22 protein-coding genes are annotated in these 19,529 nt (G+C 61.2%); 13 read left to right on the plus strand and 9 right to left on the minus strand.

Going from position 1 to position 19,529, the window contains the following annotated elements; translation table 11 throughout:
- Positions 1 to 43 precede the first annotated feature (43 nt).
- From I2H38_RS00080 to I2H38_RS00095, 4 genes are all read right to left on the minus strand, one after another.
- Positions 44 to 1,549, minus strand: a complete 1,506-nt coding sequence (locus tag I2H38_RS00080) for a sensor domain-containing diguanylate cyclase (protein WP_196269773.1) — start codon at positions 1,547 to 1,549, stop codon at positions 44 to 46.
- Positions 1,550 to 1,575: 26 nt separating this feature from the next.
- A complete protein-coding gene (gene sugE, locus I2H38_RS00085) occupies positions 1,576 to 1,893 on the minus strand; it encodes a quaternary ammonium compound efflux SMR transporter SugE (protein ID WP_196269774.1) in 318 nt (105 codons plus the stop codon).
- A 163-nt stretch (positions 1,894 to 2,056) separates the two neighbouring features.
- On the minus strand, positions 2,057 to 2,377 hold the full coding sequence (locus I2H38_RS00090; RefSeq protein ID WP_196269775.1) for a hypothetical protein: 321 nt from the start codon (positions 2,375 to 2,377) through the stop codon (positions 2,057 to 2,059).
- 380 nt (positions 2,378 to 2,757) lie between these two features.
- Positions 2,758 to 4,725 carry a glycoside hydrolase family 113 gene (locus I2H38_RS00095; protein ID WP_196269776.1) on the minus strand — a complete coding sequence of 656 codons (1,968 nt, stop codon included), beginning with the start codon at positions 4,723 to 4,725 and terminating at the stop codon, positions 2,758 to 2,760.
- Positions 4,726 to 4,941: 216 nt separating this feature from the next.
- Here I2H38_RS00095 and I2H38_RS00100 point away from each other — a divergent pair, with 216 nt between their 5' ends.
- The gene (locus I2H38_RS00100; protein ID WP_196269777.1) at positions 4,942 to 5,766 is read left to right on the plus strand and encodes a methyltransferase domain-containing protein; all 825 of its coding nucleotides are present in this window, start codon (positions 4,942 to 4,944) and stop codon (positions 5,764 to 5,766) included.
- A 68-nt stretch (positions 5,767 to 5,834) separates the two neighbouring features.
- The gene (locus tag I2H38_RS00105) at positions 5,835 to 6,080 is read left to right on the plus strand and encodes a hypothetical protein (protein ID WP_196269778.1); all 246 of its coding nucleotides are present in this window, start codon (positions 5,835 to 5,837) and stop codon (positions 6,078 to 6,080) included.
- Positions 6,081 to 6,096: 16 nt separating this feature from the next.
- Here I2H38_RS00105 and I2H38_RS00110 read toward each other — a convergent pair whose 3' ends face one another.
- Positions 6,097 to 6,375 carry a hypothetical protein gene (locus tag I2H38_RS00110; RefSeq protein WP_196269779.1) on the minus strand — a complete coding sequence of 93 codons (279 nt, stop codon included), beginning with the start codon at positions 6,373 to 6,375 and terminating at the stop codon, positions 6,097 to 6,099.
- Between the two features lie 210 nt (positions 6,376 to 6,585).
- On the opposite strand from I2H38_RS00110, the gene I2H38_RS00115 reads away from it, so the two are divergent.
- From I2H38_RS00115 to rpsU, 9 genes are all read left to right on the plus strand, one after another.
- Positions 6,586 to 7,764 (plus strand): BaiN/RdsA family NAD(P)/FAD-dependent oxidoreductase, encoded by a 1,179-nt coding sequence (locus tag I2H38_RS00115; protein WP_196269780.1) that lies wholly within the window; start codon positions 6,586 to 6,588, stop codon positions 7,762 to 7,764.
- A gap of 46 nt (positions 7,765 to 7,810) precedes the next feature.
- Entirely contained in the window at positions 7,811 to 8,143 is a 333-nt protein-coding gene (locus tag I2H38_RS00120) for a YrdB family protein (protein WP_196269781.1), read from the plus strand.
- 50 nt (positions 8,144 to 8,193) lie between these two features.
- Complete coding sequence (locus I2H38_RS00125; protein WP_196269782.1) at positions 8,194 to 8,628, plus strand: VOC family protein; 435 nt, start codon at positions 8,194 to 8,196, stop codon at positions 8,626 to 8,628.
- A gap of 195 nt (positions 8,629 to 8,823) precedes the next feature.
- Positions 8,824 to 9,279: a translation initiation factor 2 gene (locus I2H38_RS00130; protein WP_196269783.1), complete on the plus strand. Its 456-nt coding sequence runs from the start codon at positions 8,824 to 8,826 to the stop codon at positions 9,277 to 9,279.
- 309 nt (positions 9,280 to 9,588) lie between these two features.
- Entirely contained in the window at positions 9,589 to 9,798 is a 210-nt protein-coding gene (locus I2H38_RS00135) for a cold-shock protein (RefSeq protein WP_196269784.1), read from the plus strand.
- Positions 9,799 to 9,911: 113 nt separating this feature from the next.
- Entirely contained in the window at positions 9,912 to 10,187 is a 276-nt protein-coding gene (infA, locus tag I2H38_RS00140) for a translation initiation factor IF-1 (RefSeq protein WP_196269785.1), read from the plus strand.
- Between the two features lie 41 nt (positions 10,188 to 10,228).
- Positions 10,229 to 10,492 carry a hypothetical protein gene (locus tag I2H38_RS00145; RefSeq protein ID WP_196269786.1) on the plus strand — a complete coding sequence of 88 codons (264 nt, stop codon included), beginning with the start codon at positions 10,229 to 10,231 and terminating at the stop codon, positions 10,490 to 10,492.
- Positions 10,493 to 10,513: 21 nt separating this feature from the next.
- Positions 10,514 to 10,729, plus strand: a complete 216-nt coding sequence (locus I2H38_RS00150; RefSeq protein ID WP_196269787.1) for a hypothetical protein — start codon at positions 10,514 to 10,516, stop codon at positions 10,727 to 10,729.
- 328 nt (positions 10,730 to 11,057) lie between these two features.
- Positions 11,058 to 11,366 carry a 30S ribosomal protein S21 gene (gene rpsU / locus I2H38_RS00155; RefSeq protein WP_196270553.1) on the plus strand — a complete coding sequence of 103 codons (309 nt, stop codon included), beginning with the start codon at positions 11,058 to 11,060 and terminating at the stop codon, positions 11,364 to 11,366.
- 63 nt (positions 11,367 to 11,429) lie between these two features.
- Here rpsU and I2H38_RS00160 read toward each other — a convergent pair whose 3' ends face one another.
- The 3 genes from I2H38_RS00160 to I2H38_RS00170 all read right to left on the minus strand — a co-directional run bounded on the left by I2H38_RS00160 (position 11,430) and on the right by I2H38_RS00170 (position 16,747).
- Positions 11,430 to 13,073 carry an arylsulfatase gene (locus tag I2H38_RS00160; RefSeq protein ID WP_229426477.1) on the minus strand — a complete coding sequence of 548 codons (1,644 nt, stop codon included), beginning with the start codon at positions 13,071 to 13,073 and terminating at the stop codon, positions 11,430 to 11,432.
- A 326-nt stretch (positions 13,074 to 13,399) separates the two neighbouring features.
- Positions 13,400 to 14,821: an FAD-binding oxidoreductase gene (locus I2H38_RS00165; protein WP_196269788.1), complete on the minus strand. Its 1,422-nt coding sequence runs from the start codon at positions 14,819 to 14,821 to the stop codon at positions 13,400 to 13,402.
- Between the two features lie 324 nt (positions 14,822 to 15,145).
- Complete coding sequence (locus tag I2H38_RS00170) at positions 15,146 to 16,747, minus strand: calcium-binding protein (RefSeq protein ID WP_196269789.1); 1,602 nt, start codon at positions 16,745 to 16,747, stop codon at positions 15,146 to 15,148.
- A 714-nt stretch (positions 16,748 to 17,461) separates the two neighbouring features.
- On the opposite strand from I2H38_RS00170, the gene I2H38_RS00175 reads away from it, so the two are divergent.
- Positions 17,462 to 18,391 carry a DMT family transporter gene (locus I2H38_RS00175; RefSeq protein ID WP_196269790.1) on the plus strand — a complete coding sequence of 310 codons (930 nt, stop codon included), beginning with the start codon at positions 17,462 to 17,464 and terminating at the stop codon, positions 18,389 to 18,391.
- A gap of 3 nt (positions 18,392 to 18,394) precedes the next feature.
- Here I2H38_RS00175 and I2H38_RS00180 read toward each other — a convergent pair whose 3' ends face one another.
- A complete protein-coding gene (locus I2H38_RS00180; protein ID WP_196269791.1) occupies positions 18,395 to 19,285 on the minus strand; it encodes a LysR substrate-binding domain-containing protein in 891 nt (296 codons plus the stop codon).
- Here I2H38_RS00180 and I2H38_RS00185 point away from each other — a divergent pair.
- On the plus strand, positions 19,284 to 19,529 hold the full coding sequence (locus tag I2H38_RS00185; protein ID WP_196269792.1) for a hypothetical protein: 246 nt from the start codon (positions 19,284 to 19,286) through the stop codon (positions 19,527 to 19,529). The genes I2H38_RS00180 and I2H38_RS00185 overlap by 2 nt on opposite strands.

Genomic DNA, 19,529 nt, shown 5'->3' on the forward strand with positions numbered 1-19,529 from the left:
CAATTCTCGGCGGCGAGCGGATGACGTCTCGCCGCTGAAAACGTCAAGCCGCTTCGCAGACCGCGATCCGGTTCCGGCCTTCGACCTTCGCCTGGTAGAGCGCACGGTCCGCCATCGCCACCAGCACCTTGGGTTCGGCGTAGACCTCGGGAATGCCCGGCATGAACGTGGCGCTGCCGATGCTGATGGTCAACACGCGCGAGGGCGCGTTGGCTTCATGGCGCATGGCGAGCGCTTCGACGCGGGCGCGGATCGTCTCGGCGACATCCACGGCTCCTGCCTCGTCCGTTCCCGGCAGAAGCACCACGAGTTCCTCGCCACCATAGCGGGCAACGAGATCGCTCGGCCGCCTCACGGCTTGCACGATGACCTCTGACAGCGTTTGCAAGCACTCGTCTCCGGCCTGATGGCCATAGGCGTCATTGAAGGATTTGAACCGGTCGACATCGATCAGAAGCAGGGAAAGCGGCATGCCACTGCGCGAGGCACGCTGGAATTCCGCCGCGAGCTCTCTGTCGAAGACGCGGCGATTGGCGAGACCCGTCAGGCCGTCCGTTGCGGCCAGTTCTGCGAGTTCGGCTTCCGCCTTCTCGCGTCGCCGCAGCTGTGCAACGAGACTCCAGCCGAGAGAGCCGATCGTCGAGACGAGCAGTAACACGCCAAAGGCGCGGAAGGAGAAGTCCCGGTCCCAACGTTCGAGGGACTCCACGAGGCCGACGGCTGCTAGCGTCACGACGGGAAACTTTTCGCTGCGCTGATAGCCGCTGAGGCGGTCAACGCCGTCGATGGAGGATTTGTAGGTGTAGGATCCGGCCGATGCGCGCGGCAGATAGCTCGTGAAGAGCGGGTCGGATGCGCCCGATTTTCCTGTCGCATTTTCGATATGCGGATAGCGCGACACCAGCGTGCCGTCGATCGTGAAAAGGGCGATCGAACCCTCCGATCCCACATTGAAGCGGGAATGAAAGTCGGAAAAATAGCCCGGGTCGATACTAACCACGGCGACACCGCCGAATTCGCCCTCAGGCTTGTCGAGCCGTCGCGAGAGAGTCAGGACCCATCGGCCATCGGCAGGATCGCGGATCAGCGGACCGAAGAACCAGTCGTCATCGGCCGAGCGACTGTGATGTTGAAAAAAAACATGACCGGCGATGCTCGAATCGGGAGGGGTATGTCCCGAGGAAGTCGCAGCGGTGCGTCCATGCGTGTCATAGACTGCCAGGGCCTTCAGGTGCGGAAGCGTCTTGATTCTCTCGGAGAGAAAGCGGTGCGTGCGATCGCTGGCGACCGGCGTGATGCCGGAGGTCTCGACGCGATCGACGATGTCGACGAGCACTGCGTCCGCCAGCTCGAACGTGTCGTCCGCATGCTGCACGAGGGACCGTGCGAGATTGGCCATGCTTGTCTCGTTTCGCGCAATCTCATTTCTCCGTTCGCTCCAGTCGCGCCAGCCCTCGAGCATGACGATGGCCAGGCACACCACGGCGACGAAGGCCTTGAGCCAGTGGGCCGAAGAGGGGGGCGGTAGGGAGGAGCCTTGGCGGATCATCCAACGGTCCGAAGAAATTTGTGCGGTCAATTCGAGGCTACTTTCAGCCCGAGAATTCCGACGACGATCAAGCCGATGCAGGCGAGCCGGATGGCGGTTGCTGGCTCACCGAGAAGATAGATGCCGAGAAGCGCTGTCCCGACCGTTCCGATGCCGGTCCAGACCGCATAGCCCGTGCCGACGGGAAGCGTCTTCAGGGCAATTCCGAGCAGCACGACGCTCACGATCATGCTGATCACGGTCAACACGGAAGGAACGAGCCGGGTGAAGCCTTCGGTGTATTTCAGCCCAATGGCCCAGCCGATTTCAAAAAGGCCGGCGAGCGCGAGATAAATCCATGCCATGACAGGACCTCCGTCACAGGCAGGGCCGTCCCCACCGATTGTCGGGAAAAACGAGGTCGTCCTCGTCCTCTCCAGACATAGAGGAAATGGCGCAGCTTCTCAATATGCGGAGCAAAAATTGAGAAACTGATGATCAGGGAGTCGGCGTGTCGGAGGAATTCGCCTACGGCGTCATTTCTTCCGCAATTTTGTTTCTCGCGCTTAAGGAAGCGAGCGGATTGAACGGGGCGTAAGTCTGATGCTTCCAGTTGTCGCCGCATTGGGAGCAGATCGAGCGGACCATATAGTCGCTCTGCTCCATGCGCTGGAGCAGGCGCTGCTGTCGCGCCTGCGCATCCGTGCCCGAAGCCTCATAGCCGGAGGGGCGCACGGTCAACACCATCGCCTTGGAGTTGGGGGATTCCTGCGCGAGCACGGGCGAGCCCGATAGGGTCGCGAGGATAACGGCCGGAACAAAGAGTTTGGCTGCGGTGATCTTGGTCATGCTTAGACAGGACTCCAGTTGTCGGCCGTTCGTCAAGGCTTGATGCGTCGTCGCGCGACAGCGATCGGAACGCGGGACCTTTCTTTGAGATAAAGGCAGGAGCGCGTCGCGAGAGTGCTGATCGCTTGTCATTGCGATTCGCAATACTTTAGCTGATTTAATTGCATATTATAACATCAATCGGATTTGACGCCCCCGGTCTTTCGGCACCGGTACGACCGCGCGGCTGCGGGTTTCGAGCTGAATGAGAAAAGTGGAATCCGGGTTTCTGATAAAATGAAGCTTAAGAGCTTAGAGTCCGACCATGTTTCAAGCAAACATGATCGGATTCTCGCGGAAGCGTCATATTTTCGCGCACGACGAAGTCTCCGGATGGCGCATCAAATCACGAAGAACTCGCCGGCTGTCATTTTCAGTCCCTTCTTCAACGCGACAATTTCCATCGCCTTGCCGGCGCCGGAACCATCGGCATCATAATACAGGATTCCCTTTTTCTGGTTGTAGACCAGATAATCGTTCTTATCCTGCGCCTTCTCGCCGATCGTGAAGAACCGCTTGTCGAGTTTCATCGGCCTGTCCGCGGTGCCTTTCCCGAGTTTCTTGAACACCGCGTTGTCGAGCCAGATGCTGTCGTCCTTCACGACATAGTCGGTGATCTTGTCGACATTGGTTTTCGCGTTCGGCTTGGTGTCGAACACGAAGACATCCTTCCCCTTGCCGCCGGTCAGCACGTTCTTTCCCGCATTCCCGGTGATCTTGTTGGCGAGGGCATTTCCAGTGAGGGACAAAGCCGCGTCGCCGGTCGCGGCGAGGTTCTCGAGGTCCGCCGACAGCGTGAAGCTGACGCTCGTCACGACAGTGTCGATGCCGGAGGTGTCGCGGATGACGTCGCCGGTGGAATCGACATGATAGATGTCGTCGCCCGCGCCGCCCGACATGGTATCGTCGCCCGCGCCGCCATCGATCACGTTGGCGCCATCGTTCCCGGTGATGGCGTTGTTGAGACCATTTCCGGTCAGGACGAGCGGGGCGTTGCCTGCGGCGATGAGATTCTCGACAAAGGCGCTGAGTGCAAAGTTCACGGATGTAATGACTGTGTCGATGCCGTCATCGGCGGAGGTCTCGATCACGCGGTCGCCGGGATTATCGACGATATAGACGTCGTTCCCCGATTTGCCTTCCATCCGGTCGGCGCCGACCCCGCCGTCGAGGCGATCGTCGCCCGCGCCGCCCCACAGAGTATCGTTTCCGCCTCCGCCGTTCAGGGTGTCATTATGATAGCCGCCATCGAGCTTGTCGGCGGCCTCCGTGCCCGTGCGGACAAGCCCCGCGACGTGGGCCGGGCTCGAATAGCCCGCGGTGATCACCGCGTTCGCGGGCTTGTCCTGCGGGGTGAAGTCCGTGTCGGGCAAGCCGCCATCGGGACCAGGATGGGCAAAGGCCTGGTAGCTCCAGAGGAGAGCGCCGTCGAGCCATTGACCGCCATAGGTGGTCATGACCTTGAACAGCGCCTCGTAGCAATCCTTCTGCTCCTGGTTGTCCGCCGTATTGCCGACGAGCCAGCCTGGGCTCTTATTGACCCCGTCATAGCTGCCGTAGCCGATCTCGGTGAAAATGACCTTCCTGCCCCATTGCTCGGAGAGATTCTTCCAGGTGTCGATGACGGAAGTATCGCCGTAGATCTCTCGACTGCTTCCGGTCGTGGGCTTTCCGATCCAGGACGCGACCAGCTCATCGACCGTCGGGTTGTTGCTGTCGGTCATGCTGAAATAGGCATCGACGCCGATATAATCGACCTTGTCCCAGAACTGGACGACTTTCGCTTCCTCATCGGTTGCCGCGTAGGTCACCTTGCCGGAGAAGACGCTGCGGACCGCATTGATGATGTCGACCCATTTGGCGGTGTATTGCGCACCGCTCATGCTTTTCATCTCGGTGCCGACGCAGATCATCGCCGCCCCCGCTTCCTGCGCGACCTTGGCGTATTGCACCATCATCGCCTTGTAATTCGCGAACCACAGGTCGGGGTTCGTCGGCTCGATCAGCGCCCGCCAGACGCGGTTGTCGGTTTCGACATGGGGTTTGAGCACGACATTCAGGCCACGCGCGACGCCGTCTTGAATGGCTGCTTTGACCTGGGAGAAGGTGTCGCTCTCGCCCGGGTTGAGCTGCATGGTGTTGCTGCGCTCATTCGCCATGAAGAAATTCGGAATGAGCGAGATCGTGTTGGCGCCAGTCGCCTTGATCTGATCGAAGGCGGCCTGACCGCCGGAGGACGCAAAGCGGCCACCCCAATACGATGGAAGGCTGATGCCTTCCCAGGTGAAAATCGTCTCGCCCGCCGCCATCGGTCTCTGATCCTTCGTGAAATGCTTGACGTTATGTCGTAACATAAACCTATAGACGTCGCATTTCTGGATTCAAGGCCACCGCATGGTCTCTCCACCGCGGGCGTCGCCCAAAGGCTGCACTCCGGACGGGGGACCACGGAAGAGTATCGCGCTGCAGAATGCCGCAGCCATGGGCGCGTGTTAGGCTCAGCTCGCAATCGGGGGCTCAGTGCAATGCCGCGAAGGCGGGACGACATCCAGGAACACTATGCCAGCCCCGACATCGTTGAGCGGGTTCTCACGGCGGTGGCGCAAGTCGGCCGGCCGGCCGAGCCGTTAAGCGCTGAAATGCTCTACCAGTTCGATCAGCTCCACGGACGGGAAATCGTCGCGACGCGCGAACATGTGGCGCGCCTCCACCTCAGGAGCGGCATGCACGTCCTCGATGTCGGAAGCGGCATCGGCGGGCCTGCGCGCTACATCGCGATGACCCATGACGTGTTGGTGACGGGAATCGATGTGACGCCGGAATTCGTCGTGACGGCGCGAGATTTGACCCGCCGCTGCGGCTTGGAGAACCGCATCAATTTTCATGAGGCTGACGCGCTCGCGATGCCGTTTCCGAACGACAGTTTCGACGCGGCGCTGTGCCTGTATGTCGCCATGAACATTCCCGACAAAGGGCAGCTTTGCCGCGAAATCTATCGCGTGCTCAGGCCCGGCGCGCGGCTTGTCTGGAGTGAGGTCGCGCTGGGCCCGGTAGGCCCGGCGCGCTTTCCCCTGCCTTGGGCCAGCGTCCCCGCCGCGAACTTCCTCGTCCCGCCGCAAGTCTTGCGGCAGATCCTCGCCAAAACCGGCTTTCGTGTTCTCAATTTGATCGATGAAAGCCAGCGTTTCATCGCCGCGCCCGCGCCGGCGGGCCTGACGTTTCCCTCGGAGCGCCCGACAGCCAATCAGATCGTGATGGGGAACGACTTCCTGAAACGGCGCGAGAATCTCATCCTCAATCTGATGGAAGGGCGGTTGCTGAGCATTCTGATCGAAGCGCAGAAGGCTTGAGGCTCGCTCTCGAACCTCTTCGCGGAACGCGGCACGGTTTCTCCCGTTGCCTTGGCGGAGGGCTCATCATGCTGACTGAAGCGGATCTGAAAGCCCCGGCCTCGCTGCTTTTCGAGACCGTCGGCGCGCACCCCGAAGAGCCGTTGCGCGATTGGAGCGACGCCAAGGAATTCGCGTCGCTGCGCGAGGCCGTGCATTGGGCCATGAACGCTGAAGCACCGGCCGGGAAACACGCCATCATTCGCGCTGCGTCCGGCTATGTGCTGCGCCCGGAGATGCTCGAAGGAATCTGGGCGAGCCTTCAGGGGCCGTGACCCGTGGGAGTGTGCTCTACAGGCTGATCGGCCCCGCCGGTCCCAGATACAGAATGGAAAATCCCCTCGATCGGAGAGAGAGAAGGAGGGCGTTGGACTTCACATATCCAACGACGATGCAGGGATCCTTCTGTGTTTTCGCGTCCAACCCGAATTCCCGCAGGGCGGTGGCCTTCGCTTTCTCGGAGACGGCGCGGATCGTCCAATAAGCTCCATCGTTGCGGGTGACTTGAAAATCGACGGGCGGCTTGGTCTGCCATGTGGCGGGATGAGCCACGTGACCTGCTGAGAGCATCGGGTTCCCCTCATGAAACGTTGGGCGTAACGCGCAGACCAGGCTATTTCCGCTGAACAGGGGCACCTTTGCACCTACCCTTTGGGATAGGTGGGCGTTTTCAGCGTTCATGGAGCGGCGGGGTTGCGCCGCGTGCAACCCTTGGGCTACCCAGCAGGTTCCAACCTCCCGCTTCCCGCTGTGCCCCGTCATTTTGCTGAAAGGCCTCCCTTGGATCAGTTCGATGTCGTGGTGATCGGCGCAGGCGCGGCCGGAATGATGTGCGCCATCGAGGCGGGAAAGCGCGGGCGTTCCGTGCTGATCCTCGATCATGCCGCCGCGCCGGGGGAGAAGATCCGCATTTCCGGCGGCGGGCGCTGCAATTTCACCAACCTCCACGCCGCACCGGCCAACTACATTTCAGGCAATCCGAGCTTCTGCATTTCGGCCCTGCGGCGCTATACGCAGCGGGATTTCATTGCCCTCGTCGAGAGCTACCGGATCGCCTATCATGAGAAGACCCTGGGGCAGCTCTTCTGCGACGGCTCCTCCCGGCAGATCGTCGATCTGCTGCTGACCGAGATGAAGCGCCACGGCGTCGAGCTGAGCCTGCGCACCTCGGTCGAGCAGGTGGAAAAGACGCCGGACGGCTTCCGCCTCCGTCTGTCGAACGGGGAGGCGCAATGCCGGTCGCTCGTCATCGCCACGGGCGGCAAGTCGATCCCGAAGATGGGCGCGACCGGCTTCGGCTACGACGTTGCCGCGCAGTTTGGAGTGAGCGTCACCGAAACACGCCCGGCGCTTGTGCCCCTCACGCTTGAGCCGAACATGCTGGAGCGGCTGAAGCCGCTCGCGGGCGTTGCAGTCGATGCGGTGGCAGCCTGCGGCAAGACGCGGTTTCCGGAGGCGATGCTGTTCACGCATCGAGGCTTGAGCGGACCTGCGATCCTGCAGATCTCCTCCTATTGGCGCGAGGGCGCTGAGATCACGCTCACCATGCTGCCGGGAACCGATGTCTTCGAAGCGCTGCGCGCCGCGCGCGCACAGAACGGGCGGCAGGCCCTGCACACCGCACTCTCGGCTCTTCTGCCCAAGCGGCTGGCGCAAGTGGTGGCCGAGACGGAGAACGTCACCGGCAATCTCGCCGATCTCTCCGACAAGACCCTGCGGCGCATCGACGAGGCGATCAACCAATGGCGCTTCAAGCCTGCCGGGTCGGAGGGGTACCGCACGGCGGAAGTCACGCTCGGTGGCGTCGACACCCGTGAACTCGACTCGAAAACCATGGAAGCCAAATCCGTGCCCGGCCTTTTCTTCATCGGCGAGGTGGTAGACGTCACCGGCTGGCTCGGCGGCTATAATTTCCAATGGGCCTGGTCGTCCGGCTGGAGCGCGGGTCAGGCGGTGTAGGCGAGGCCGCAGGAGAGATACTCAGCCGAATCGCAAGGGAGGGGCCATGATCCGTGAGTCCAATCTGCTGCTGCGCCTCCTTGTGGAGCTCGCGATCCTCGTGGCGACGGGCGTCTGGGGGCACGCTGCGCTTGCGAACCCCGTCGGGCGGTGGATTCTCGCCCTTGCCGCGCCCCTTGCGGTCGGCACCCTCTGGGCTCTCTTCGGCGCGCCGGGTTCGCGCTACGAGTTGCACGGGATCGCGCATGTGCTTCTGGAGGTGGCGGTGGTCGGAGCCGGCTGCGCCGCGCTTCTCGCGCTAGGAGCACCGCGTCTTGCGCTGGCGCTTGCCGTCATAGCGCTCGCCAATCGCCTGCTGATGATTCATTGGCGGCAATAGGCACAGACGACCCGCGACGCCATCGCCCCTCTTGAGAAAGGGAGCCTTCCATGACCGACGCATCCTCCTTGCCCTTCCCGGATGGGGTCGCCGTTGCGCAGGTGCGTGTCGCGCGCCCCACCGACAAGCTCGACGAGGTCGTGCGCTTCTATCGTGATGGCCTCGGCCTGCCCGTCATCGCGCGCTTCGAAGACCACGCGGGCTATGACGGCGTGATGCTGGGCTTGCCCGGTCACGCCTATCATCTCGAATTCACGCGCCATCGGGATGGAAGCCCTTGTCCCGCGCCAAGCCATGACAACCTGCTCGTGCTCTATGTGCCGGAAGAGGGGAGCTTCGAGGCGCTGCGAAAGCGCATCGAGGCCCTCGGCGCCCGCCCGGTCGCGCCGGAAAATCCTTACTGGATCGACAAGAGCCTCACCTATGAGGATCCCGACGGCTGGCGCGTGGTGCTGTGCCGGACATCTGGGCTGGCGGCACGCTGAGACTCTGCGTCGACGGCAGGTATTCGGCGCGATTGCAGGTCATCTCCTCGCCGTCGTCGTGACGCGGCCCGCGACCGAGGCGTGAGTCTTGTGGGAGATCCGCGAAATCGAAGCGGGAGGCCCTTGCCAGATCGGCTCTATCGACTTTACCTGAAGCGTTATTTCAGAGCAAAAACAACTCTTCGGGGGACCACCATGCGCGTCGCGACCTGCACCATGATCTTGGCCTCACTCTCGCTTGGAGCCTGCGCGACGGTGACGCGCGGAACCACGGCGCAGGTGACCTTCACCTCCGAGCCGCCGGCGGCGATGCGGACCTCGACCGGGCTGACCTGCCCGACGACGCCGTGCACGCTCGAAATCGGCCGTAAGGCGGAATTCGTCGCGACGTTCTCTCAACCTGGCTATCACAGCCAGGACGTTGCGGTGCAGACGCGTGTCGCGGGCGGCGGCGCCGCCGGTTTTGCAGGCAACGTGCTCGTGGGCGGTCTCGTCGGCATGGCGGTGGATGCCTCGACAGGCTCCACCCTCGAGCATTATCCCAACCCGGTCCACGCCAGCCTCGTGCCGCTCGCCCTCTCGAAGAATCGCGCCCGCAAGCAGCCGCAGCCCAAGGGCCCGGTGCGCGAGGACGCAAGCCCGACCTCGTAAGCGGCCTCATCGGTGGGTGAGGGCTCCCTGACGCTGAAATTGCAGCTCATGGGGCCCGCTACGGCTGAGTTGCCCCTTGGGCGCATTGACAGTTGCCATGATAATAAGGGTTTCCGAGGGGCTTGCCTTGCAATTGCCTTAAGTCGCCCCTATATCACCGTATCGACTTTGGCCGGACAACTGGTCTGCTTCGCCTTTTACTTTCAGGCGCATGCTCCGACTTTCTCTCCAAACTTCGACAAGAGGCGCGGCCCCGCTTCGTTGTGGGGAAGCGCGCATGCGCATACTGAAACCTGAAAGGACTTCCCGATGATCACGGGCACTGTGAAATTCTACAACGATCAAAAAGGCTTCGGCTTCATTCAGCCTGACGATGGCAGCAAGGATGTGTTCGTTCACGCCACCGCGCTCGAGCGCGCTGGCATGCGCGGCCTCGTCGAGGGCCAGAAGGTTGCCTTCGACACCCAGGAAGACCGCCGGACCGGCAAGATCGCGGTTGGCAACATCCAAACCGCCTAATCTCATTGAGATCTGACAGCCCGTTTTTTCGGGCTGTCTCTCAAAGCCGTTCCGTCGCGGGGCGGCTTTTTTTGTTTTCAGTCACCATTTTCAATCACCATGGAGAGCTTCAAATGGCCAAGGAAGAACTGATCACCTTCGAAGGTGAAGTCACCGAGATCCTGCCTGATGCTCGCTTTCGCGTAAGGCTGGAGAGCGGACACGAGATCGTGGCCTATACAGCCGGCAAGATGAAGAAGAACCGTATCAAGACGCTGGCCGGCGATCACGTCACCGTCGAGATGTCGCCTTATGACCTCGATAAGGGCCGCCTCATTTTCCGCCACAAGGACGCTGGCTCCGGTGGTCCTCGCCCTGCCGCGCGCCGCCCCCAGTTTCGCCGCCGGTAATACACTGCCGGTCGGCTGGTATTAGCGAGGCGGAGGGTCCGATGACCGAGAAAGCTTGGACATTCGAAGCAGGCGACCGTGTGCCTAAATGGCTGATGCGCCAGAGGAATTGCGTTTTGCGCTTCGGTCGCGATGCAGTCGTGGTGGAGAGCCGGGGCCAGTATCAGCTTTATCCGATGAGCCCGATGGAGGCTCACGATACGCTGATCCTGGCTGAGATCATCAACCAACGAATGGATTCGGAGGTCGAGCACGTGCTTCCGATCAAAACCCACATCACGCCCAGACGCATTTCCTTAAACTGACCTGATCGAGAGAACATCGCGATGCTTCACAAATTCAACCTTGGCCAACTCGTCCGTGCGAGCGGCTCACGCTTTCACGATCGTACGAACGGCGTGTATGAAGTGGTGCGCCTGATGCCGGAGAGCAACGGCGAGGTGGGTTACCGCATCAAGGATGTCAGCAATTCGAGCGAGCGCGCGGTGGGTGAGTCGGAGATACAGTCTGCCGCCAACGGAAAACTTCCCTCCGCCGACTGACGTGCTTCCGCTGCGGAAATGGTCTGGCCTGTCATCGATCCATACCCGGAGCCTGCCTTATTCAGGTCGTTGGAATTGACTAAGGTCTCTGCACACCCCATGAAGACCGCCTGACCTAACGGGCAATTTCACTTTCGGCACCTTCATCACGCCCTCGCTTGCGCTGACGCTCAGCTTCTTGAGCCAAGCTCGATGGATGCAGTGCCAACCGACGAAACCCAACGATGCTCCGCCTTCACGAAGGAGGGCGGACACAGCTTCACAAACCGGCGCGGTTTACAGTGGCGTTCGCCACCATGCGTCGGCAACCATGAGATTGGATACAGCTTTGCAGGTATTAGTTCGCGACAACAACGTCGACCAGGCTCTCCGGGTCCTCAAGAAGAAGATGCAGCGCGAAGGCGTCTTCCGCGAGATGAAACAGCGCAAGGCCTATGAAAAGCCGTCCGAACGCAAGACGCGCGAGAAGGCGGAAGCGGTCCGCCGCGCCCGTAAAGCGGCCCGCAAGCAGGCCATTCGCGAGGGACTGATCGCGGCTCCCAAGCCGAAGCCCCGCTTCGCCGCAGGAGGCCCGCGTCGGCCCGCGAGCGGTGCCAGCGCCGGTCCGCGCCCGCAGGCGGCCGAGCCCAAGGTCTAAGGCAGGTTTAAGGAAAGCCCGATGGGGTCGACGTTACGTGTCGACCCCCGGTCTTGAAAGCGATCAGTCGCCGGTCGGCTTCTGCAACTGCTCCATCACCTGATCGATCGAGAAGCTCGCAGCCTTCTGGCGCGGCGGATAGTCCTTGAACGTTGCAAGGAACCGGCCGACATAAGCCTGCGCTGGAACCAGCATGAAAGCATGGTCCAGCATCCAATCGTTATAGGTGTTGGACGTGATCTGGGCCCGCTCGTAGGGATCGAGCCGGAGATTGAAGATCAGCGGCACCCGCAGGCGCGTAAACGGCTCGCGCCACACCTGGAGCGTTCCCTCCGCCCTTTGTTCCAGGAACACGAATTTCCAGTTGTCGTAGCGCAGGCCGGTCAGATCGCCGTCGTCGGAGAAATAGAAGAAGTCCTTGCGCGCGCTCTTGTCGTCGCCGCCGGTCAGATAGGCAAGCTGGTTGTATCCGTCGAGATGCACCTTGTAGGTCATGTTGCCGATCTTGTAGCCGCTCAGCAGCTTCTCCTTGATGTCCGGCGCGCCCGCCGCCGCAAGCAGAGTCGGTATCCAGTCGAGATGGGAGATGATCCCGTTCGAGACGCTGCCCGGCTTGATCCTGCCCGGCCACCGGACCATGGCCGGCACCCGGTAGGCGCCCTCCCAGTTCGAGTTCTTCTCATTGCGGAATGGCGTCATGGCCCCATCCGGCCACGAATTCATGTGTGGACCGTTATCGGTCGAATACATGACGAAGGTGTTGTCCTCGATGCCGAGTTCCTTAATCTTGGCCAGCACTGTCCCGACGTTCTTGTCGTGGTCGATCATCGTATCGGCATAAGGCCCCAACCAGCGCCCCGCCTGGCCGAGGCTCTCGGGCTTGGTATGAGTGCGGAAATGCATGTGGGTGAAGTTCACCCAGAGAAACACGGGCTTGTTGGCCTTCACCTGCTTTTCGAGAAACTCGGCTGACCGCGCGGCGATGTCGTCGTCGATGGTTTCCATCCGCTTTCTCGTCAGCGGGCCGGTGTCCTCGATGCGCTGCGTGCCGTCGGGATTGGCGAAGCTGTGGATGACCCCGCGCGGACCGAAATTCTTGCGGAAGTTCGGGAATTCCGGATCGTTGGCTTTCGGATAGTCGGGAAGCTCGGGTTCTTCCTCGGCATTGAGATGATACAGGTTGCCGTAGAATTCATCGAACCCATGAGCCGTCGGCAGCATCTCGTCCTTGTCGCCGAGGTGGTTCTTGCCGAATTGCCCGGTCGCGTAGCCCTGTGGCTTCAGGAGTTCGGCCAATGTCGGATCTTCTTTCCGCAGGCCAAGATCGGCCCCCGGAAGCCCGACCTTGCTGAGGCCCGTGCGGAACACGCTCTGGCCCGTGATGAAGGCCGCGCGTCCCGCAGTGCAGCTCTGCTCGCCGTAATAGTCGGTGAAGATCACACCTTGCTGGGCAATCGAGTCGATGTTGGGCGTGCGGTATCCCATCAGCCCGTTCGTGTAGGCGCTGACATTCGACTGGCCAATATCGTCGCCCCAGATGATGACGATGTTGGGCTTCCTCGCATCCTGAGCCGCCGCGTTCTGCGAGCCGAGAAAGGCCGGCAGGGCCAGAAAACCCAGCCCGAGCAGGGCGAACCGGCAGCGCTTCGCGCGCATCGCTTTTGCGAACGGCCCGGCGCCGTCCGTTGAATAGTCAAGCTTCGACATATGCTACCACCCTCCGTGACAAACGACTTGCTTCAAGGCGTCTTTCGACATCGCTCTGCAGGCGATTGACGGGAGACCCGCTCCGGCTTGCGGGCGTGAACGACAACAGGGTGGTGAGTTGCTCCGTGGATGCAGGCCGCGACCATTGGCGGCATTGTAGGGAGCGTTGAAGGCTGAGCTGTTGATTTATCGCAAAGTTTGGAGACCACGCTCTGCGAGGAGCAAGCCTTGTTTGATCGCGGCGCTGCGCTACCGTCTTGACCGATCCGCCGGCCGCACGGGAATTTCGCACTCAACGGATTCCGCGCGCGACCAGCGTTTAGTCCCTATTTCGGTTTCACGTTCTGGTTCATGCGGAAGAGGTTGTCCGGATCGTAGCGCCGTTTGACCTCGGCAAGCCGCCGATAGTTGCCGCCATAGGCTGCTTCAACGCGGTCGTTCTCGTCTTCCGGCATGAAGTTGATGTAGGCGGTTTGAGCGGCGAAAGGCTTGGCAGTTTCGAAGATATGGCGTGCCCAGCCGATACACGCCCAGTCCATATCCGGTTCGCGCCAGCGTGCGTGCACGTTCATGACGAAATGTGAACTTCGCTGCGGAAAAGCGGTTTCGTCAGCGGCGATACGGCCGGCTGCTCCGCCGACATGCCCGATAAAGATTTCGCATTCCGGTCCGGGTAGTTCGCGAACCGCATCGATCAGGATTCCGATCGTCGCGTCGGAGAGCTTCGTGAAATCGAGGCTCTTCCAGTAATTGCGGGCGCCGGGAGTCAACAGGGGATCGAGTGCCTGCTGCCAGCCGGCAAAGGGATTGGGGCCGACAACGTCGGCGATCGGCGTGCCAATCGAACGCAGCTTGGCTGTCGCCTTGTCACCAGCCGCGAGATCGCCGCAATAGCACATGGCGAGAATCAAAATCTCCTTGCCATGCCACTCCACCGGAAGAAACGGCAGCGGCGGCGCCTGTCGCATCACCGCCCAGCAGGTCAGCTCGTCCGGGGCCGTTTCGAGAACCTTCCGGTATTGCTCGAGAACCGTCTGCGCGTCGTCGAACGGATGCACGACGAACCCCGCGATGACCTGTGGCCCGAGTTCGTGAAGATTGAATTCGAAAGACGTGACGACGCCAAAATTACCGCCGCCGCCCCGAAGCGCCCAGAACAGGTCGGGGTTTTCGGTCGCGCTTGCGCGCGCCAACTCGCCGTTCGCCGTCACGACGTCCGCCGACACGAGGTTGTCGATCGTCAGGCCAAACTTGCGCGTGATCCAGCCGAATCCACCGCCAAGCGTGAGCCCGGCAATGCCGGTCGTGGAGTTGATCCCGGTCGGCAACGCCAGTCCGTAAGATTGTGTCTCCTTGTCGACATCGGCCAGCGTCGCCCCCGGCGCCACCCACGCCCGTTTCGCGCCCGCATCCACCCGCACCGATTTCATCTGCGACAGATCGATCATCAGCCCACCGTCACAGACGGCGTTGCCGGCAATGTTGTGCCCGCCGCCACGCACTGCCACGAGCAACTGGTTGTCGCGCGCAAATCGCACCGCGTTGACAACGTCGGCAGCGTCCGCGCATCGCACGATCAGGGCGGGCCTGCGGTCGATCATCGCGTTCCAGATCGCGCGCACCTCGTCATAGGACGCATCGCTCGCATCCAGCACGGTGCCACTCAATTGCGCCGCCAGCGCTTCGATCGCCGCTGCGCTAACCGCCGTCTTTCCTGCCTTCAGATTCGTGAGGGTCATATCGTTCATGGTTCGCTCCCGAATTGGTGGTGAACCTCTGCCCGCGGCCGGCATTTTGCGCTTGCCCGGTACCCTGCGCAAGGCGGTAGCGCGACATCTGATTGTGTGTCCTGAAGTGCTGCACAACGCTACACCTTGAGGGTGACGTTGGCAGAAAAAACAATCCTAGGACAAGATGCATTTCGCCGTTATTCGCGTAGCCTGTCCCGGACCGAATAAGAAGCAAGTCGTCGACACGCTGCTCTGTCACAATCGACATGAGATGTCGGTGTCTCTGCCGTAGATGGCGCAGGGCCAAGTGTAGCCTTGCGCCATTGCCCACGAGACCGGCGTTCAGGCGAACCAGAAATCGCTCGCCTTGAGGTGCGTTACACCTTTGACGGTGATGTCGTCGTTGGCGTCGAAACGGATGACGCTGTTGCAGCCGACCGTTTCGATGGTCAGGTCACCAAAGCCGTGGATGTTGGTAAACGCGGTCAGGTCCATCTTGTCCTTGCCGGTTTGGAAATCGGCGATGGTGTCATGCCCGTTGGGTGGTGCGAACACAAACACATCTGCGCCGGAACCGCCGATGAAGCTGTCGTTGCCGGTGCCGCCGACCAGCGTGTCATTGCCACTGCCGCCATCGAGGACGTTGTTTGTGCCGCCGATCACGGTGAGTCGGTCATTCCCAGAGCCGCCGCAGAGAAAGCTCGTGCCGGCGACCGAGTCAGCCGCCACCGTCGCCGTCAGCGTGTCATTGCCATCGCCGCCGTTGAGATGGTTCTCGGCCGTGGAACCATCCGTCACACTGGTTGCGGTTGTCACCCTCAGGAAGGCCGCGAGCGCATCGTCGCCGGCTCCTCCGTTCAGAATATTCGACAGGTGGAACAGATCCACCGCTAATGCCCCACCGATGACCAAAGAATCGATACTGGCACTCAGAACGTCCCGTCCCGTACCGCCTTCCAGGTGGTTCACGGCCCGGACATGTTGACCGTCCGCGTTCGACACCGCCGTGAGATTGTCGTTCCCACTCCCGCCATTCAAGTAATTGGTGACATCGGAGATGCCATTCCGGAAAGCCGCATCGTGGGTCGCCATCAGAGTGTCGTTACCCTCGTCGCCCCACAGTTCGTTGACACCGACAGCCGTGCTGTCATTCGAGTTTTCTGTAGCGTGTGCACTAATGACATCGTTGCCGCGGCCGCCGTGGATGGAGTTCTTCGCGAGTTGAGGGAACAGCGCGTCGCCAATAGCTGTGGCGTCAATGACGTCATTGCCGTCGCCACCGTCGATGTCATTGATGACTGTAGCGTTGCTTGAAGTGTGATCCGGGCGCGCGAAGGCGGTAATGTTGTCGTTGCCCGACCCGCCGTGGATATGGTTCATAACAATGTTGGTGCCGACCGCACCGGTTGCATCCGCGGTGGCATTGATGGTGTCGTTACCGCTGCCACCGTACACATCAGTCTTTAGGGTCGCGCTTGCACCTGTAGGTCCGCCGACATTGGCGGTCGCGTTGATGATGTCGTTGCCGGAGCCGCCGTCGCTCAGGACGTCCGCTGTTAGAACTTGCTGAAAGGTGGTCGGCACTCCGGCCTGAACGGTCACAGTCGAATCGAGGGTGTCGTTGCCTGCCCCGCCGAGCTGGATGGCCAGTCCATGCACCGGCTCCTGGTCCGGCGCCACGACGGTGTCCTTCGTGGTCAGCGCATCGTTGCCGCGTCCCCCTACCAGCGCCGTGCGGTTGAACATACTGCTCAGGTCGTCGTTGCCGCCCAGCCCGAACACGAGATCGCCGTCGGCCGCCGCGGCGAGCGTGTCGTTGCCGTTGGTGCCGATGATCTTATTGTGGATGGGGTGGATCAGGGAAAGCCAGTCCATCGACGTGGCATTCTTCCGGATGTGTGTATGGTCCGCGCCATTCGTGTCCTTGTCATTGAAGGTCGCCATCGTCGTGCTCCTTGAACGCCCCCAAGGAATTGCGAAATGGGCATGAGAGCCTCCCGACGACGTCCAGCATCCAACTCGGACATGTCTGAACATGACGCATCCCGGTCATGGTCGGGCTTGCATCGCTCATCACGGCGCCACCGGCAAAGTGCTTTACTGAACAATCAGCCGCTGACGGCCACGCCCATATGATTAAGGCTCAGGTTGTTTTTAAGGTCGGATAGTTCATGATCAATTGGCTTCAACGTAGGCAGTTAAGGTAACCGTAACTATACAATAGGTTGATGTAAGGGAGATTGCGCACATCTTGGCGATATCTCAATCAACAACGGTCCATTTCACAGGAATGTTGGAGCGGTTTCAATCGCTCATAGTGGGTAATCGGAGCCTTGTATCGCCTTATTCTCGTTTTCATCCCGGGACCCGCAATGTCATTCGGGACCGCATAGCGGGGCCTGGACGCGGTGACGCTTCAGAATAAGACGCATACAGACGCCTGATGCGCGTGACCGAGCCCGTTCGCGGTTATGGGCTTGAATGACAGGGACGGCGGCTCGCAACAGCGTTCCAGGCGCTTTCAGGTCATTCCAAGGAGTTTTCAGGAAAACCTTGGCGTTTCATCAGCATTCCAACAGGTATTGATGATATTTCATCATTTGTGCTGATGCCTTGGTTGGCGTAACCCGGTAACCCGACAACGGGTTCTGAAAAACCATGACGCAAGCCACCACCATCTCGGGCGCAAGTCCCGCCCGGATCGATGGGACCACCCTCGGCCTTTACGCGGCCACCGTGTTCCTGTGGGGCGTGAGCTGGATCGGGATCCGGGCGCAGCTCGGAGTCGTCGCGCCGGAGATGTCGGTGCTGTGGCGCTTCGTTCTCGCGGCTCTCGTCACGTGGGGATGGGTGCTCGTGTCGCGCAAGAAGGTGCGGTTCTCGGCCGGAGATCACCTGCGCTTCTTCGCGACGGGGTGCTGCCTGTTCTCGTTCAACTTCATCAGTTTCTATTACGGCGGATTGACCGTACCCTCGGGGTTGCTTTCCGTGGTGTTTTCGCTCGCCTCGATCTTCAATCTCGTACTCGGCTTCGTGCTGTTCCGGCAGAAGGTGGAGCCGCGCGTGGCGCTCGGCGGGGCCGTCGGCGTGACCGGAATCGGGCTTCTGTTCTGGCCGGAAATCGCGGGCGCGGGCTTCAATGCCGCGGCGGCCTGGGGCCTTGCCCTGTGCACGCTCGGCACCTTGTTCTTTTGCTCCGGCAACATGATCTCGACGCTCGTGCAGCGTCGCAGCGCGCCGCTGATTTCGGCCAATGCCTGGGCCATGACCTATGGCTGCGGCGTGCTGCTCGCAATCAATCTCGCGCGCGGCAACGCTTTCATCATCGAGCCGACGTTCAAGTATATCGGCTCGCTGTTCTATCTCGCGATTGGCGCGTCGGTGCTGGCTTTTGCGTCGTACCTCACCCTCCTGCGCCGGCTCGGGGCCGCGCGGGCGGGCTATGCGACGGTGCTGTTTCCCATCATTGCACTCGCGGTCTCGACCGTGCTCGAAGGCTATGTGTGGACGCCGCTCGCCGTGGTCGGCGTGGCGCTGGCGCTGACGGGCAACGTGCTCGTGCTGCGTCGCCCTGCGCCGAAAGCCTGATGGTTACTCGGCCGCGGCCGGGAAGACCGTGCGGGTCGAACCCAGATTGTCGAGCGATTGCTTGATGTGAAAGCCAAGCGCATCCGCCAGCGGGTTCTCCTCGCGGCGGGCGCGGATGAGGCCGATCTTGCACGAGGGCAGGGCAGGGAAGCCGTCCGAGGGGCCTAAGATCCGCATGCCGGGGCGCACGGCGCTTTCCGGCAGCACTGACACCGCGAGACCCGCCAGAACCGCCGCGCCGACGGCGTTCGAGTTCCAGCTCACATAGAGGATGCGGAAGGCGCGGTCCGCGCTCTCCAGCGCCTCCGTCGCCGAGTGGCGCCAATCGCAATTCGGGCGGCCCATGGCCAGCGGAATCGGGCTTGCCTCATGTACGCCGTGGCGCGCGGACGTGACCCAGAGAAGCTGTTCGATGCGCACGATCTCGGACGGGCCGCGCCGGTCCACATGGGTGATGATCGCAAGGTCGAGATCGCCGTTCTGCACCCGTTCGATCAGGTGGTGCGTCGGCTCGCACATCACCGTCACCTCGGCCTTCGGGTTTGAGCGGGAGAAACGCGCCAGAATCTCAGGCAGATAACGATCCGCATAATCGTCCGGCAGGCCGAGCCGCACCCGGCCGATCAGCTCGTTGTCGTTGAAGGACGCCATGCATTCAGCATTCAGCCGCACGATCCGCCGGGCGTAATCGAGCAGCCGCTCGCCCTCGTCCGTGAGCTTGGACAGCCGCCCGTCGCGCTCGAATATCCCACGCCCGACGCGATCCTCCAGGCGTTTCATCTGCATTGACACCGCGCTCTGCGTCTTATGCACGATCTCCGCCGCACGCGTGAACGACCCCGTATCCGCGATCGCGACGAAAGTCCGGAGCTGGTCGATATCGAGTAAGTGCATGGCTCAAAATTCCATCATCAATTTCGATGATGGTACACATCTCAAACAATCGCTTCAAGTGATGAAACATTCCATGTTAGGAATCGACGCAATCCACAATGGATTAAAGAAAACCGTTATATATCAATGGGTTAGTCGCAATTTCTGCTTGTGTGCTTCTTGGGGCGTTCCGAGCAAAACCGTTGAAACGCCTCATGGAACGCTCAAAGCCGTTCCAACCGCCTCGGACCGAAATAAAGACTAA

Source organism: Microvirga alba, assembly GCF_015694465.1.
Classification (GTDB): Bacteria; Pseudomonadota; Alphaproteobacteria; order Rhizobiales; family Beijerinckiaceae; genus Microvirga; species Microvirga alba.